Genomic DNA, 16,338 nt, shown 5'->3' with positions numbered 1-16,338 from the left:
CTTTTATTTTATAGTTTGATTCTAATTTGATTCTGTTTGTAATTTTTGCAAGGCATTTACCACTTCATTTTGCTTATTTGGATATAGATGAGAGTATGTATTTAATGTGGTTTCTACTTTCTCATGGCCTAACCTTTCGGCAATTAATAGTGGAGTAAATCCTAACTCAATTAATAAGGAAGCATGACTATGTCTTAAATCATGTAGTCTTATTCTTTTTACTTTAGACATTTTACAACCTCTATTCATTTCATGATGTAAAAAGAACTTTGTAAAAGGAAAGATTCTATCTGTTGGTTTTATATCATAAATAGTCTTGGTATAAGATTTCAAATCATTACATAAAGAATCTGTTATTAGTATAATTCTAGTGCTTTTTGGTGTTTTTGGTGCTGTTACAATATCTTTTTTGCCTATTCTTTGCAGTGATTTATTTATGTTAATAGTGTTATTATTAAAATCTATATCTGATAATGTGAGAGCCATCAATTCTCCAATTCTCATACCTGTCCAATATAAAGTTTCAAAGGCTATTTTTGATTGAGGCTTATCTGATACACATTCTATAAAGCTTTCGTATTCTTCCTTTGTCCAAAATAGCATTTCATCAGCGTTTTTCTTGCCCATGCCTCCAGCCTTATGGCAAGGGTTTTCTTTTAAGTTATAATATTTTACTGCATAATTAAATATAGCTACTAGTTGATTATTAATTGATTTAAGGTAGGTTTCGGAATAACCTTTATCATCCTTCATTAACTTGTTTTGCCACTTTCTTATGTGGGTAGCTTTGATTTGATTAATAGCCATATTCTTAAAGTAAGGTAATATCTTTAGGTTTATCATATATTTTTTATTGGCTATAGTTGATATTCTAAGTCTACTTTCCATATCGTCAAAGTATAATTCTACTAAAGATCCAAATGTCATATCTGGATTAGCTTGTTGCTTATTAAGAAATTCTCTTTCCCACTCTAAAGCATCCCCTTTTTTCTTAAAACCTCTTTTGAGTTTCTTTTTTCGTTCACCTGTCCATGTAGTAAAATAAAATTGTAGGTACCAGGTACCATGTTTTTCATCTTTATATGCAGGCATAGAAAACATCTCCTTTAATCATTTGTAATTGGTTTAATATAATTAATTTATCTATTATCATAAGAAAATTGTTATTTATATTTTTTTATTAGTTGCTGAAGCATAAATGTTATATATGAGTTGAAACTATTACGTAAATTTTCGAATTCATAAGTAGGAACTTCAAATACTTTATTATTATATTTTAGTATATAATACGAGTTTGTGATATTTTCATTTGAGCATGACGGACTTTCATAATAGCAACCAATTTGTTTTAATTGTTCTCTAAACAACCTCGATTCAGGATCTTCATTTTGAATGGCTAAATATTCATCAAACATTTCTTTAAGTTCTTCATCTAATTGAGCCTCATCATAACCTAGTAAATAAAATATAGTAGTATCTAGTGCTATTGCAATTTCTTCCAATATACTTTTTGGCACTTCAACATCTCCACTTTCATATTTTTGTACAGAGCTTAATGATTTATTTAATATATTTGCAAGTTGATTTTGAGTAATTTTTTTATTTTTTCTTTTTTTCTTTATACGATCACCTATTGTTTCTTTGTTCATAGCTTACACCCCTTTTAAAATAATATACCATTTTGCGTAATATATATCAATAAATTTAAAAAAAGTATTTAAAAATGTAATGAAGTTGTGTATAATTAAGTATAAGTTAAAATATGTAAAATAATATGAGGTGATAATATGAAAATTGATAACAAAAAACTTGATATCGCCATGGCATATTCCTGTTTAAGTGTTAATGAGCTTTCAAGAAAGTCGGGTGTTAATATTGTTACATTGACGAGAGTACGAAAGGGAACACAAGACATAATGCCCAAAACAGTTGGAAAGATAGCAAAAGCATTGGAAACTTCAGTAGAAGAAATTATTCAGGATTAAATGAAAATTAGTGAATTTACAATTAGAGATATAGGGGGATATAGGATATGAGTTATTTAACAGTTACAGATGTTAGAAAGATATTAGGAATAAGTACTTCAAAGGCATATTCAATAATTAGACAACTAAATAATGATTTGAAGTCTAAAGGATATATTGTTATTTCTGGAAGAGTACCAAAAAAATATTTTATGGAAAAGTACTATTGCGAAGTAGATGAATTAAAACAAGAATTAACAACTATGTGATTAGGTTGTTGTGTCAAATCCGACATAGAAGATAAAAATAAAAAGCTATGGTATGTAAATAATAAATTATATTGGTTGGAAGGTATTAAGGATATGTTAATTATAAATATATATGATAAGACCTAGATATATATAAGTATTATACCTTTAATAATAGATGCACCAATAGTTAAAGAGATGTAAAAATAGGGGGGATTAATATATGTATCGGGGGGGCTTTTATGGCTTTAGATGCTATTGAAACATATACTAATGGATTAAAAAAGTGTATAGACCATGTAACCAATATGACGCTGGAGGATGAGATATTTATTAGTGGTTTCAGTTCATTTAAGTATTTTCCACCTCAAAAAGGCGATTATAAAGGTTGCAGTTATCAAATGAACATAAAGAGTGCTGGAATTTATATTAAGTATTATCCTACATATAATCATGGAGAGTTAAGATTGGGGTTAAATATTTCTAAGATTATGGGGGGGATAAATGTATGCTCTATATATTGTTTAAATGTGCAAGAACTGTTTGAAAAAATATCATTCTTAGTATGGCCATTATTAAACTTATCAAAGGCCCCACATCTAAGATATTGGCTTGTATCTAAAATTGAATATAATTTAGATATTATTGATAGCAAAGAGAAAATTGAGGCTATTTATTCTGTATTAAAAAAAACTTCTTCAACATCAACATACGAGCAATGTAAAAGATATGATACTGGTGGGAAAACTATATATTATATTCCCAAAAGAGCTAAATTTGAATCTAGTGATGTTGTAATTAAAGTTTATTATAAATTAAATCAACTTAAAGAATGTGAAGGCAAATTCAACATATTTGATTTGTATAATAGTAGTATAGTTAATTTAGATGAAACTCAGAATATATTGAGAATTGAAGTAACTAAGTATAGAGGGGCTATATATAAGGATTTTAAACCAATGATAATTGAAGAGGGTTTTTTAATGTCCCCTAAATTTAATTATGAGGAATTTGAATTATTTGAAGAGGAGAGTGTTACTGAACAAGAGAACGTTGGAACAGTTGAGCAGGCATTTAACTTTAATTATCAAATTAACTGTATTAATGAAGTGTTAAGAGGGTTAAATTTAAATAAAAGAATAACAACGGCAAAGGGACTAAGGTCTTTAATAAGAAGCAATAGAGATTTAAGTAGGAGTAAAATGAAAGAATATTGGAATGTAGTTCGACACAAGAATACTAATAGCCATAAAAAGAAACCTTCTCAAAAGGTTAAGTCAGATTGTATTAAATTCATATTGGGTTATGGATATAATTGTTTATATGCTGATTTTGATGTTGAGTCTATACGGATAGAGGATATAATGAATAATTTGCCAGAACTACAAAAAGAAGAAATACGCCTATATAAAGATAGTAATATATACAAAGATATGTTATTTTATAAATCAACGCAACAAAGAAGGAAGATAGTATGCTTTTAATTAATATAGGTTACTAATTCATAATAAGATAAGCCAACAGAGTAAATTAAATCTCATATGATTAAGTATTTCAGAGTTTAGATGAATTTGAAAGTAGAAAATTGCGAGGTATATACATGATTCATTTTTAATATATTTTATTAAAGAGAGTGAATTATCTATTAGGTGTGAAGTATTATTTCACATAATATTAGAAATGGAGTGAATATAATGAGTAATGCAAATTTATTTAAACAGTTTTTAGATGGTAAGGAAATATATGCTGAAGTGCGTGAAAACGGTGAAGAAGCATATTTTGAATTTCAACAAAAGTTAAAGTCAGGATCATCAGGAAGAGTCGTAGTTAATATTAGTGGAGATACTTTGGTTAGCATTTATGCATTAGATTATGTATCATTAGCAAATACAGCACGAAGAGATTACATGTATAAGTTATTTAATGAATTAAATTACAGATATACTTATTATAAGTTTTTTTTAGATAATGATAACAATATTTTTTTATCTGCATATATTCCAATTGAAAATAACTTTAGTCCTACTCTTGTTATGAATTTACTAATTGGGCTAATTGATGTCATGGAGAAAGAGTACGCTAATATCATGAAAACAATGTGGGCATAAGTATTACCTTGCACCATTTGACTGTCTAAGTAGGGGTGGGGCATGAAACTAAGAAATTAACTTTAACATGTGAAGCCTAGTGCTGGGGGGAATTTATACTGTTTTTAGTTTATATAGTACCTAAATCAATTAATATTTATTTAAGAAATGTATATATTTATAAAGCCAGTTACAATATCTGATAAAAGTGGTATATATATCAAGTTGATTATAACAATCTAAATATAGTTTTATTGCATATTTTGTTACACTCTGTTTTTAAAATATCACAAAAAACCAACTTAAAGTACGAGCAGTGGAAAGTATAATAAAGTAACTGATTTTATAACCACATAGGTCGTACATGGATTTTGTGGTGATGTAAGGTAAAAGTATAATATCTATATAAAACAAAATTTACGATTAAATCAACTATGGTTATGGTAAAATATACCCATGAGGTGAGAGGTATGAAAATAAGTGTTAGTTTTAAAGAAACAGAGGAAGAGAAAGAGTTATTAGAATATCTCAAAAAAAAAGGAAAAATAATAGGAATATCAAGTTACATTAAACAAATTGTATATGAAGAAATGTTAAAGGAAAAGGCTGCTAAAAAGTAGCCTTATTTTTGTCCTATTATATGGTATATTTTTGCTCATAAATCAATAGAATGTGGTATAAGTGTGGAAAAAGGAGGAAATTTAATAGTGATTATAAAGACAAGTCTAATTTATAATTTAATGTCTAGTTTAGATATTGTTATATTCAATTTTTTTTATAATCAATTTAAAATACTAGGTGGCATGGTTGGCTATGGAGTGAAAGAAGGTGCCATTCTTTACTTATTAATACTAGGAAGTATAGCAAGTGTACATGTAAATAGGAGGTGATAATATATGGTAACTGAAATGTTAATGATATCAGGAGTTAGTGTTGTATATTGGAATTGGGATAAAATAAAAATATATAATAGATGGAGGCAGATTACACAATCTAAAAGTCAATTTATAAATAGGCTAGGTGACACTCTTAGAATACTAAAAATATATAGGAAGGAATATGGATATGCAATTACGGTAAAATTACCACATGGATATACAATTGAGGATTTTGGAAATGACTTGAATATTTTTAAAGAAGGGTTGAATTTTCAAAGTATACATTTAAAAAACAAAAATTATGTTGTTTATATGTATTGCATATCCTTATATAAGTTTAAAGAGTATCAGACAATAGAGTTGCCACCAAATAAGCTGCTAATAGCAGATGGAATCATAAAGCCTATTATAACTAATATGAATAGCTATCCACATATGCTTATTGGTGGAGATACTGGAACAGGAAAAAGTAGGATATTGCTTTTGATATTAACTAACTTAATTAAGTATTGTAGCAATGTAGAATTATATATGTTGCAAGTAAGAAAGAATGATTTAGGAGTATTTCAAAACTGCAGTCAAGTAAAGGTAAATTCAAAAAGCTTAGAAGAAGTTTTAGAAACGCTAGAAACTATTGATAAGGAATGCAAAAGGCGTGAAAATTTAATAGATAATACAAAAGGATTTTATAATATAGAAGATTATAATAAATTTAATACAAGTAAACTGAAATATATTTATGTAGTTATAGAAGAGTTTTCATTTTTAAATATATCCAAGGGAGACTGCAAAGAAGAAAAACAAATAAAAGCTAGATGTTTAAAATATATAAAAATGATTGTAAATGTAGGGAGATCCAGTGGTGTATTTTTGATTACTGCATTACAGAAACCAACTAATGATAGTATACCTAGCGATATAAAAGCTGAACTATGTACTAGAGTAAGTCTTAAGATAGCAGATGATTCAGCAGCTAAGGTGATATTAGGGAATGGGCATGCTACTAAATTAGGCAATAGGGAATTGATTTGCCGAACAGTAGAAGAAGAAAAAGGATACTCCTATACGATAAATCACAATATAGTTATGGATAATATAAGGAATAGAATTGTAAAAAAGAAAAAAAAAGCTCCACCTAAAAAAGAAGAACCAAACATCAATGATATATTGGAGGCTCTTAATGAAATTGACTGATAGAGATATAAAAATAATTAAGTTTATTGAAGTTTACAAAGGGGCAACTATAGAACAAATACAAAAACTTTTTTTCCTTCTTATGATATGGCAAGGAAGAGATTACAAAAATTAAGAAATTACAAATGCCTAAAATGTGCGCTTCACCCTATATTAAATAAAAAAGTGTATTACCTTAAGAAATTACCAAGTTATCATGTATTGGTGGTTAATGAAGTGCAAATATTGTTAAAGGAAAAAATAGTTGATTTTAAAAGAGAATTTAGAATAGGTAAATTTAAGGTTGATGGATTATTGGTAACTAAGGATAAAAGAGTAGTGGTAATTGAAGTTGATATATTTAACAGAACAAGTAAGGAAAAGATTTCAAAAGTAAAAGCCTCTCTGAAATCAAAGTTAGGGGTTGATGTTAATGTTGTGGTTGTTTCCAAGGTTAAGAGGAAGGAGAAGGGTGAATGGATAGAGGTAGGATTAGAGGAAATAGATAAAATAGGAGATGTAATATAAAATAAATATATTTTATAAGAATTGATAAAGAGGCGGACGTTGATAATAACTAGGTGTACAAAGGAGATTAAGTATACTATAGAAGTGATAGCGAAAAAGATATAAATAAGTATACATGAGGAAAGAAGTTATGAGTAACATATAGATATTTTATTAATATAAATAGAGTATTTCTTGTAGATAAAAAATAATGTAACTATTAAAATTTTATTATAAACATATACTTGTAAGTTAGTATAAATATGGTTAATTGCTTGTGTAACATTAATATATAATAATATAATAAACTTATGTATATATTTTAAGTTATTAAGTTTTGTAGAATAGTAATAGATAATTTAATATAAGAAATGATTTATGATCTGGGTTAATTAGATCAACTTTTTATGAAATATATACAAATCTATTTATGAAACAACCTAGTATTCATAAATAATGTTAGAAGGGATGGGGACTATGGGAAAGAGAGATTTGTCAGAAGAAGATATTAAAGCAAGATATATCACACCAGCAATCGTAGATTCTGGATGGGACTTAAAGAAACAAGTCCGTTTAGAATACGCTTTTACTGCTGGAAGAATAATACTTAGTGGTAATATTACCGCTAGAGGAAAACAAAAAAGGGCTGATTATGTCCTTTTTTATAAAAGTAATTTTCCTTTGGCAGTAATTGAAGCTAAAGATAATAATCATGCTGTAGGTGCAGGATTGCAGCAAGCAATTGGTTATGCAAATGAGTTAGATATTTATTATGTATATGCTTCAAATGGTGATGGCTTTATTGAGCAGAATTTGATAACTGGAGAAGTAAGAGAGCTAAGTCTTCAGGAGTTTCCATCACCTGAAGACTTGTATAGAAGATATATAAAAGATAAAAATTTAAATGAAGTGGAAGAGAAGGCAGCTCTAGAACCTTATTATTATGTGCCTAATTATAAAAAACCTAGATATTATCAGCGTATAGCCGTTAATAGAACTGTGGATACTGTCGCAAAGGGACAAAATCGAGTATTACTTGTGTGTGCCACTGGAACTGGTAAGACTTTCATGGCTTTTCAAATAATATATAGACTTTGGAAGGCAGGTATAAAGAAAAAGATATTATTTTTAGCGGATAGGAATGTATTAGTAGATCAAACTATCTCTGGGGACTTTAAACCCTTTGGTGGCAAAATGACCAAAGTAGAGAAGAAAACTTTAGATAGTTCCTATGAAATTTATTTAGCTCTATATCAACAGCTTTCTGGTGATGATGGTGAGGAAACATATTTACAGTTTAAGCCCAATTTCTTTGATTTAATTGTTATAGATGAGTGCCATAGGGGAAGTGCAAAAGAGGATTCAGCTTGGAGAAAAATCTTAGATTATTTTTCATCAGCCACCCATGTAGGATGTACTGCCACACCTATTGAAACAAAAGAAGCCTCAAGTCAAACTTATTTTGGAGAACCTATTTATGAATATTCACTAAAGCAAGGCATTGAGGATGGCTTTTTAGCACCATATAAAGTAATAAGAATAGGACTTGATAAAGACCTTGAAGGATATAGACCAGAGAGTGGAAAGGTTGATAAACATGGCTATGAAATAGAAGATAGAGAATATAATGTCAAGGATTATGATAGAAGTCTTGTAATTGAGCAGAGAACAAAGGTAATTGCAGCTAAGATTACTGAGTTTTTAAAGAAGACAGACAGGTTTAGCAAAACCATTGTATTTTGCATTGATATTGAACACGCAGAAAGGATGAGGCAGGCTCTTATTAATGAAAACAAGGACTTGTATGCAGAAAATAACAAATACATCATGCGTATTACAGGGGATAATGATGAAGGTAAAGCACAACTTGAATATTTTATAGATGAAGAAAGTACATATCCTGTTATAGCTGTTACAAGCAAGCTCATGACAACAGGTGTTGATGCTAAAATGTGCAAGTTAATTGTACTAGATAATAATATCAATAGTATGACAGAGTTCAAGCAGATTATTGGTAGAGGAACAAGACTTCTTGAGGATTATGGCAAAACCTATTTTACAATAATGGATTTTCGTAATGCTAGTAGATTGTTTGCTGACCCAGAATTTGATGGCAGCCCAGAAGTAGTAATTGAACTAGATGAAAATGACCCAATAATTGAGCCAGATTCTGATGAAGATCATGATACATCTGAAGAAGGTGATAATCCATATGCAGATCAAACAAGGGAAACAGATGGAGAATATCATACTGGTGGTGGTACTGATGGCTTTGATGATGATAAACCTAAGAAATATTACATTGGTGATGTCTGCGTAAAAGTGCTTTCAGAAAGAGTTCAGTATGTTGATAAGAATGGAAAATTAATAACTGAAAGTCTTATTGATTACACAAAGAAAAATATCATAAAACAGTATGCAAGTTTAGATGATTTTCTTAAGAAGTGGACAGAAGCAGAAAAAAAACAAGCAATCATTGATGAGTTAAAAGAAGAAGGAGTTATATTGGAGGCAATAAAAGAGGAAACTGGTAAAACTGATTTGGATGACTTTGATTTAATATGTCACTTAGCTTATGACAAAATGCCACTAACCAAAGCTGAGAGGGCAAACAATGTTAAAAAGAGACATTATTTATACAAGTACTCTGACGTGGCAAAGGAAGTCCTAGAAGCATTGCTTGATAAATATGCAAGTGACGGTATAAAGGAAATTGAAGAAACAAAAGTACTTGAACTTAAGGAGTTTACGAAGCTAGGCAGCCCTATGAAGATAGTCAAAGCTTTTGGTGGAAAAGAAGGGTATCAAAAGGCAGTCCATGAATTAGAAAATGAAATTTACTACGCTTAAAATAATAAAATTAAAATACTAATGAAAGCAGGGAAGAAAAATGGCAATAACAAACTTTGTTAAAAGAATCCAAGATGTTATGAGAAATGATGCAGGGGTAAATGGTGATGCACAAAGGATAGAGCAGATTGTCTGGATTCTATTTTTAAAAATATATGATGCAAAGGAAGAAGTCTGGGAATTCTATGATGATAACTACAAATCAATTATTCCAAAGGGATTAAAGTGGAGAGATTGGGCTGTGGATGAAAAAGATGGGGAAGCACTTACTGGAGATAATCTCCTTGAGTTTGTAAACAATAAATTGTTCCCTACTCTAAAAAATCTTGAAATAGATGAAGAAACATCAATGAATCAAGTCATTGTAAAATATGCATTTGAAGATGCTAATAACTATCAAAAGGATGGAGTACTACTTCGTCAAGTGGTAAATATAATTGATGAAATTGATTTTACAGAATATGAAGAACGTCATGCTTTTGGTACAATTTATGAATCTTTCCTTAAAGATCTTCAAAGTGCAGGAAATGCAGGGGAATTCTATACACCAAGAGCAGTAACAGATTTTATGGTAGAGGTTATAAAGCCTGTTTTAAGTGAAAAGATAGGAGATTTTGCCTGTGGTACTGGTGGATTTTTAGTTTCTGCTTTAAATGCTCTAGACAAACAGGTTGGAAATTCCCTTGAAAATAGAGATATATATAATAATTCTGTTTATGGAGTGGAGAAAAAGGCACTTCCACATATTCTATGTATAACTAATATGCTATTACACGATATTGATAATCCTAATATAATCCATGGAAATACTCTAGAAACGGATTATAAGGAATATAGAAAAATGGAACAGTTCGATGTGGTACTTATGAATCCACCTTATGGGGGAAATGAAAAAGACAGCGTAAAAGTTAATTTTCCAAGTGACCTTAGAAGTTCTGAAACTGCTGATTTATTTATGAATATCATTATGTTTAGATTAAAGAAAAATGGCAGATGTGGTATTATCCTCCCAGATGGATTCCTATTTGGTACAGATAATGCCAAAGTAAATATCAAGAAGAAATTATTTAGTGAGTTCAATTTCCATACAGTTATTAGACTTCCCCATAGTGTATTTGCTCCATATACATCAATTACAACAAATATATTATTTTTTGATAACACACATTCAACAGAAGAAACATGGTTTTATAGATTAGATATGCCAGAGGGTTATAAAAATTTTTCAAAGACAAAACCAATGAAGCTGGAGCATTTTGAACCAGCAATATCTTGGTGGGATAATAGAGAAGAGATCGAAATAGATGGCTTCTCAAAGGCTAAGAAGTATACAGTAAGTGAAATAGAAGCCTTAAACTACAACATTGATTTATGTGGCTTTCCTCATGAAGAAGAAGTGATTTTAGAGCCAATGGAATTAATTCATCAGTATCAAGAAAAAAGAGCCTCCCTTAATGCTGAAATAGATCATGTGCTAAAGCAGATTACTTCAATGCTTGGAGGTAATTAGGATGAATGCACAGGATTTGAAGAACAGTATACTTCAACTAGCTATCCAAGGAAAACTGGTTGAACAGAGACAAGAGGAAGGTACTGCTAAAGAACTGATAGAAGAGATAAAGGCGGAGAAGGAAAGGCTTATAAAAGAAAAGAAGATTAAGAAGGAAAAAACACTGGCAGAAATTACTGAGGATGAAGTGCCTTTTGAGATACCTGGGAGTTGGGAATGGGTGAGGTTTAATGATGCGGTTCTATATTCTACTGACTACGTTGCTAACGGAAGTTTTGCATCTTTGCGAAACAATGTCAAAACATATAAAGAGAAAAATTATGCATTATTAGTTAAAACACAGGACTTTTCGAATGGGTTTTCTTATGATTTGACATATGTAGATGAAACAAGTTATGACTTTCTTAAGAAATCAAGATTATTTGGTGGAGAATTGATGCTAAGTAATATAGGTGCATCCATAGGTAAGGCATTCATTATTCCAATACTAGATATTCCTATGACATTGGCTCCAAATTCAATTATGGTTAAATGTTTAGATAATATAATGACAAACTTTATTAGGTATATAATATTATCGTTTTATGGACAAAAACTATTAAATGAATTTACTTCAGGAACCGCAATGCCTAAATTTAGTAAAACACAACTACGAAACTGCATATTACCAATACCTCCATATGAAGAACAAAAGCGTATCGTAGGAAAGATAGAAGAGTTAATTCCTTACATAGAAAAATACGGTAAAGCCTATTCTAAATTAGAGATATTTAATAAGAAGTTCCCAGAAGATATGCAAAAGTCAATTTTGCAATATGCCATCCAAGGAAAGTTAGTGGAGCAAAGAGAGGAAGATGGTACTGCCGAAGAACTCTATAAGCAGATACAAGAAGAAAAAGAAAAGCTTATAAAGGAAAAGAAGATTAAGAAGGAAAAGCCACTCACTGAAATTACTGAGGATGAGGTAGCTTTTGAGATACCTGGGAGTTGGAAGTGGGTGAGATTTGGCGACGTAATTAATTTATTGTCAGGACAAGACTTTCAGCCAGACCAATATAATGATCAATATAAAGGGATTCCATATATCACAGGAGCAAGTAGCCTATCAGATGAAGGAGTAATTGTAAGTAGGTGGACAGAAACACCTAGATGTCTTGCTAATTCGGGTGATATTCTGTTAGTCTGTAAAGGATCAGGGTATGGTAAAACTGTAACATGCGATATTGAAGAAGCTCATATTGCAAGACAAATTATGGCTATAAAGTACTTTGAATTTATGAATATGTCATATATAAAATGGTTTTTAAAAGCTAATGTTTCTTTAATAAAAGAAAAGGGACAGGGAGTTATTCCAGGTATAGATAGAAAGAGTGTTCAAAATATGCTTTTTCCATTACCACCATTAGCAGAACAAAAACGTATTGTAGCGAAAATAGAAGAAATGTTACCTTATTGTCAACAGTTAGTAAAGTAGCTGAATAGGTTAAGTAAACAATTGAAGTGGTATAGGGTGTTGTAGGTTAAATCTCCAGAGCTTAAAAAAGAAAAGACCACAGCCCCCTTTCGAAAGAATTTTCGCAGAATTAAGCAATGGGTACTCTGAAACGAATAAAATAGACAGCCTTATAGGTAGGAAAACATTGAAATACGGTGCTTTTAGATCTATACGACTGTCTTTTTATTTCATTCAAAAGTTAGTTTCCCATATAAAAAGGCTATATTTTGGAGGGGGGGAAAACCTAAAATATGTAGAATTATTAGCGTACTCTTATGTGTCCTTAGAGTTATATAGTGTAACAAAATAGAAAGGATGGTTACAATTGTGGAACGAAAAATCACTTATCAAATCAAAGGGGAGCAGAGGAGGATACCAATTAATTTTAATATGTATGATTATATTTTGGAATGTTGACCATAATTTTATGTAAGAACAGTATGAAGCCAAGCATAGCATAGTGGCAAAAATAGAATAGCTGTATAAACATGAGCATAATAGTTCAGCCTTTAAGTTTTATTCGTGTGGTCTAAATCTAACATTTTAGATGATAGTAGCTTTTAATCTTTTAAGGAACCTAGGGATGGTGAGTAGTTTGATTTTTAAAAGCATAAATGCTAGTAATATCAATACTTTATTGTTTCACTTGCCGAATCTAAGATAAATAAAATAAATAATAGAAACACAAAAATAAGCATTTATTAATTGAATATAATATTAAAGAGTAGAGTGGAAATAAGGTTTAGACAGGTAATACACTCATCCTTAACGGGTAAAATTGAATAAAATAGCATGAGAAGTAGTTACGATTTGTATATTAGATAAATATATATCGTAACTAATTTTTTTGGCTATATTTTAAGTCGTCCTTGGGTAGTTACGAAACAAAGAACTTAATTTCATAAGGAGGTAACTGTATGAGGGATGAAAATGAGTTCGATGTATTTGGTATAATATGATAAAATGGATATAATTAGAATAATTATTGACTATGAAAGGGTGATTTTCATGGAGCTATTTGATGACAAAAACAGTAATGAAAGAATTGTTGCTTGTTCAAGTTGTTTTTTTGATCAAGGACTAAGGCTAGATGCAGAAAAAGTTGGTGACAGTAGAAATGATTTATGCCCAAATTGTGGTTCAAATGAAGGTAAAAAGTTAACAATAGAGCAGTTGGAGGCATTAGCATATAGTTTCTTTGTTTGGGGATCAGTAGTTAAATGCGATTATGGGGCCTTTCCAGAAATTAAATATAATTCCTGCCAAAAAACTTCAATAGATTTAAATAGAAATTTAGAAAAAGACGTGACGATTTTTGAAAATAAACTTGGAATAGGATTTTTTTATTATGGACCAAGAGCATGGATGTATGGTGAAGTTGAACCATTAAAAGCTCTACTTGATAAAGATAAACGGTGTAATATTATAAAACAGATTTTGAGGGAATATCCAGAAACTATAATAACTTCAAACGATTCACCTTTGTATAGAATAAGAAATGGAAAAGACATTGCATTTAGTCCGGGACAATTTGATAGTCCTCCAGAGCAATCATTGGGAAGTGGACGTTTAGATTCTATTGGAAATCCAGTTCTTTATGCTTCACCAGATTTGGAATTATGTATACATGAAATGCGTGCAAGCACAGAAGATGAATTATACGTAGCAACATTACTTCCGAAATCACAATTGAAACTTTTAAATCTATCTTGTGTTTTGAATGAAAATAAAAATATATCTGAGTTTGAAAGCCTGGATTTGGCTGTAAATATGTTATTCCTTGCAGGAATACATGCTTATAAGATAACACGTGAAATAAGTTTAGCAGTGAGAGAAGCGGGATTTGATGGGATAATATATCCATCTTATTTTAGCTACATTAGAAATGGAGCAATGCCACATCAATCAGTTCTATATGGTATTTCAAATAGACGGATACCCCAATTTCAAGCACATGAGCAATCAATAATGTCTCAAAATATAGCGATATTTGGAAGACCTATACAAGAAGGTAAGGTAATGGTGAAGAGTATTAATAGGTTGATTATAACGAATATTAGGTATAACTATCTACTTGGACCTGTAAAGCCAGATATTGGAGGCGGTTGAATAATAAGAAATTTTCAATAAAATTGTAAAAATTAAATGGAGGAATTTATGAAAGTTTATCATATGGGAAAAAAGAGCTATTAATAGAAGGACAAGTGATTAGACCTAAATTTGAAATGAAAGAGAGTTTGAAAAGTTTGGATGATAATTACAATTTATTAATGCAGAGTGCATTTAAAAGAGAATTATTTAGTTAATAGTCTATGTAAGTGGTTAGGGGGAATATGCATGGTTATACCTAAAGTATTTATATCATATGCTCATGATACAGAACAATTTGCAGATAAGGTATTAGAGTTTTCAAATATCTTAAGAAGTCATAACATAGATGCAAATATTGATCAATATGAGGAGAGTCCGCCAGAAGGATGGCCAAGATGGATGGATAATCAAATTGAGAATTCAGATTATGTACTTATAATATGTACACAGTTGTACTATGATAAGGTAATGAATTTTAAATCTGGAGAAGGAAAAGGTGTAAATTGGGAGTTAAATATTATATATCAACATTTGTATGAATCATGTTGTAACAACACAAAATTTATACCAGTAGTATTTAATGATTATAGTACTACAAAGATATTAAAGCCAATACAAAGCTCAACATATTATTATGTAGATAGGGAAAAAGATTTTAAAAAGTTATGCAATAGGTTAAAAGGTATAAAAAATACTATAAAGCCGCCACTTGGTGAAGTGGAAAAGAATATATTGCAAGCTAGAGAAAGAAAAAATATGTTTGTTACATCAATGATTGATCTAAAGACTTGGGACAAAGCTAAATGGAGTGGTGTGGCATACATGTTTGATCCTAAAAATGAAAATCCACCTTTAATGGCTTTGTTATACAAAGATAAAGAAAGTGCAAGTAAGATATTTGAGGATTGGAAAAAGCTTTGTGGTGAAGATGTATGTAAAGATATAGAAATCTCTATCATTGAAAAAAAGAATATTGGTATTGAAGATGGGTATTTTGTACACATAACTACTAATATGGATGAATGTATAAAAAGAGCAGAAAAACAAGGCTTTTTTATAGATGAAACACTTTTTACAGTGTTTTCTAGATATCAATATATGGATATTGATGTGTTTAGAAATAATTTAGCTATATTCAAGAAACAAGTAGAAGCTAAAAAAGAATTTTTTATAGCTCCAGCTGTATTAAGTGACAACAATAAATCAATTGAAATGGATAATATAGAATTTGGAACACATTTGAAAATAAAGATGGATAGCATAAAATTTATGAATTTTGAAGATGTAACTGAAAATGACATTGAATATTCAGTAGTGAAGATGCCTAATTATAATTTATAATCTAGGTTATATAATATAAGTTAAAAGTTTTAATGGAGATACATTAGATTCATTGCTTCAGAAAGTATTGTTGAATAGAGATCAAAGTGGAATATAGTAAACTAATTTATAGATCAAAAAATATAACACAAAGACAATGAATTGGTGTCAAAATTGTAAACAAATAAATAAAACTTTTAAGGTTAAATTTCTAG

At 29.8% G+C, this 16,338-nt stretch carries 16 protein-coding genes; 14 read left to right on the top strand and 2 right to left on the bottom strand.

From position 1 onward, the window contains the following. Positions 1-21: 21 nt before the first annotated feature. Together NNC19_RS10415 and NNC19_RS10410 are read right to left on the bottom strand one after the other, a co-directional pair. Positions 22-1,092, bottom strand: coding sequence for a site-specific integrase (locus NNC19_RS10415; RefSeq protein WP_310938586.1), 1,071 nt, complete (start codon positions 1,090-1,092; stop codon positions 22-24). Positions 1,093-1,163: 71 nt separating this feature from the next. After that, the gene (locus NNC19_RS10410) at positions 1,164-1,649 is read right to left on the bottom strand and encodes a helix-turn-helix domain-containing protein (protein ID WP_310938585.1); all 486 of its coding nucleotides are present in this window, start codon (positions 1,647-1,649) and stop codon (positions 1,164-1,166) included. 138 nt (positions 1,650-1,787) lie between these two features. Here NNC19_RS10410 and NNC19_RS10405 point away from each other — a divergent pair, with 138 nt between their 5' ends. The 14 genes from NNC19_RS10405 to NNC19_RS10340 all read left to right on the top strand — a co-directional run bounded on the left by NNC19_RS10405 (position 1,788) and on the right by NNC19_RS10340 (position 16,144). After that, the gene (locus NNC19_RS10405) at positions 1,788-1,985 is read left to right on the top strand and encodes a helix-turn-helix transcriptional regulator (RefSeq protein ID WP_310938584.1); all 198 of its coding nucleotides are present in this window, start codon (positions 1,788-1,790) and stop codon (positions 1,983-1,985) included. A gap of 47 nt (positions 1,986-2,032) precedes the next feature. Next, on the top strand, positions 2,033-2,233 hold the full coding sequence (locus NNC19_RS10400) for a transcriptional regulator (RefSeq protein ID WP_310938583.1): 201 nt from the start codon (positions 2,033-2,035) through the stop codon (positions 2,231-2,233). A gap of 221 nt (positions 2,234-2,454) precedes the next feature. Next, positions 2,455-3,696 carry a hypothetical protein gene (locus tag NNC19_RS10395; RefSeq protein ID WP_310938582.1) on the top strand — a complete coding sequence of 414 codons (1,242 nt, stop codon included), beginning with the start codon at positions 2,455-2,457 and terminating at the stop codon, positions 3,694-3,696. Positions 3,697-3,906: 210 nt separating this feature from the next. Beyond that, complete coding sequence (locus tag NNC19_RS10390; protein WP_310938581.1) at positions 3,907-4,320, top strand: YbjN domain-containing protein; 414 nt, start codon at positions 3,907-3,909, stop codon at positions 4,318-4,320. Positions 4,321-4,769: 449 nt separating this feature from the next. Continuing rightward, positions 4,770-4,919 (top strand): hypothetical protein, encoded by a 150-nt coding sequence (locus tag NNC19_RS10385; protein ID WP_310938580.1) that lies wholly within the window; start codon positions 4,770-4,772, stop codon positions 4,917-4,919. 87 nt (positions 4,920-5,006) lie between these two features. Further along, the gene (locus tag NNC19_RS10380) at positions 5,007-5,189 is read left to right on the top strand and encodes a hypothetical protein (RefSeq protein WP_310938579.1); all 183 of its coding nucleotides are present in this window, start codon (positions 5,007-5,009) and stop codon (positions 5,187-5,189) included. Positions 5,190-5,195: 6 nt separating this feature from the next. After that, positions 5,196-6,371: an FtsK/SpoIIIE domain-containing protein gene (locus NNC19_RS10375; protein ID WP_310938578.1), complete on the top strand. Its 1,176-nt coding sequence runs from the start codon at positions 5,196-5,198 to the stop codon at positions 6,369-6,371. Next, complete coding sequence (locus NNC19_RS10370; protein ID WP_310938577.1) at positions 6,358-6,486, top strand: hypothetical protein; 129 nt, start codon at positions 6,358-6,360, stop codon at positions 6,484-6,486. The genes NNC19_RS10375 and NNC19_RS10370 overlap by 14 nt, the downstream gene beginning before the upstream one ends. A gap of 101 nt (positions 6,487-6,587) precedes the next feature. Then, positions 6,588-6,878 (top strand): hypothetical protein, encoded by a 291-nt coding sequence (locus NNC19_RS10365; protein WP_310938576.1) that lies wholly within the window; start codon positions 6,588-6,590, stop codon positions 6,876-6,878. 456 nt (positions 6,879-7,334) lie between these two features. After that, positions 7,335-9,707, top strand: coding sequence for an EcoAI/FtnUII family type I restriction enzme subunit R (hsdR, locus tag NNC19_RS10360; protein WP_310938575.1), 2,373 nt, complete (start codon positions 7,335-7,337; stop codon positions 9,705-9,707). 40 nt (positions 9,708-9,747) lie between these two features. Then, entirely contained in the window at positions 9,748-11,217 is a 1,470-nt protein-coding gene (locus tag NNC19_RS10355) for a class I SAM-dependent DNA methyltransferase (RefSeq protein ID WP_310938574.1), read from the top strand. A gap of 1 nt (position 11,218) precedes the next feature. Further along, the gene (locus tag NNC19_RS10350) at positions 11,219-12,691 is read left to right on the top strand and encodes a restriction endonuclease subunit S (RefSeq protein ID WP_310938573.1); all 1,473 of its coding nucleotides are present in this window, start codon (positions 11,219-11,221) and stop codon (positions 12,689-12,691) included. A 984-nt stretch (positions 12,692-13,675) separates the two neighbouring features. Beyond that, positions 13,676-14,821 (top strand): RES family NAD+ phosphorylase, encoded by a 1,146-nt coding sequence (locus NNC19_RS10345; RefSeq protein ID WP_310938572.1) that lies wholly within the window; start codon positions 13,676-13,678, stop codon positions 14,819-14,821. Between the two features lie 228 nt (positions 14,822-15,049). Beyond that, the gene (locus NNC19_RS10340) at positions 15,050-16,144 is read left to right on the top strand and encodes a toll/interleukin-1 receptor domain-containing protein (protein ID WP_310938571.1); all 1,095 of its coding nucleotides are present in this window, start codon (positions 15,050-15,052) and stop codon (positions 16,142-16,144) included. Positions 16,145-16,338: the final 194 nt, after the last annotated feature.

Source organism: Clostridium sp. SHJSY1 (assembly GCF_031626875.1).
GTDB lineage: Bacteria > Bacillota > Clostridia > Clostridiales > Clostridiaceae > Clostridium.
The sequence above is the reverse complement of the archived record's forward strand: the minus strand, read 5'-3'. Positions and strand labels throughout refer to the sequence as shown.